The 581-nt window shown below is 65.2% G+C and carries 1 protein-coding gene; it reads right to left on the bottom strand.

Annotated elements, in window-relative coordinates:
* Nucleotides 1-581: cation:dicarboxylate symporter family transporter (locus ACZ2IA_RS22800; protein WP_470294875.1), on the bottom strand; the 581-nt coding region annotated here is incomplete at both ends.

Here is a 581-nt window from a genome sequence, read left to right as displayed (position 1 = left end):
TGCGCGCCCTTCGAGGTGACCAGCGACACCGCCAGGATGGTCAGCAGGTTGCCCAGCGACAGCGGGGTGTTGGTGGCGTGGGCGATGAACACCGCGGCCAGCGTCAGGTAGATCGAGAAGCCGTCCAGGTTGAACGAGTAGCCGGTCGGGATCACCAGGCCGACGGTCGAGTCCTTGATGCCCAGGTGTTCGAGCTTGCGCATCACCTGCGGCAGCACCGCGTCGGACGAGGCGGTGCCGATCACGATCGACAGCTCGTCGCGCAGGTAGCTCAGGAACTGCACGATGTTGAGGCCGGCGAGCTTCAAGATGGTGCCGAGCACGCCCAGCACGAACACCGCGCAGGTCGCGTAGAACATCAGCACCAGGCCGCCCAGGTGCTGCAGCGAGGAGACGCCGTACTTGGACGTGGTGAACGCGATCGAGCCGAACACGCCGATCGGTGCCAGCTTTACGATCAGCCCGATCAGCTTGAAGAACACGTGGCCGGCCTCGTGGATCAGCCGGATCACCCCGCCGGCCGAGTCGCGCATCAGGTTCAGCGCGCAGCCGAACAGGATCGAGAAGAGCAGCACCTGCAG

It is taken from the genome of Crenobacter sp. CS_VA4 (genome assembly GCF_055597485.1).
This window is presented reverse-complemented; position numbering and strand designations above follow the sequence as displayed.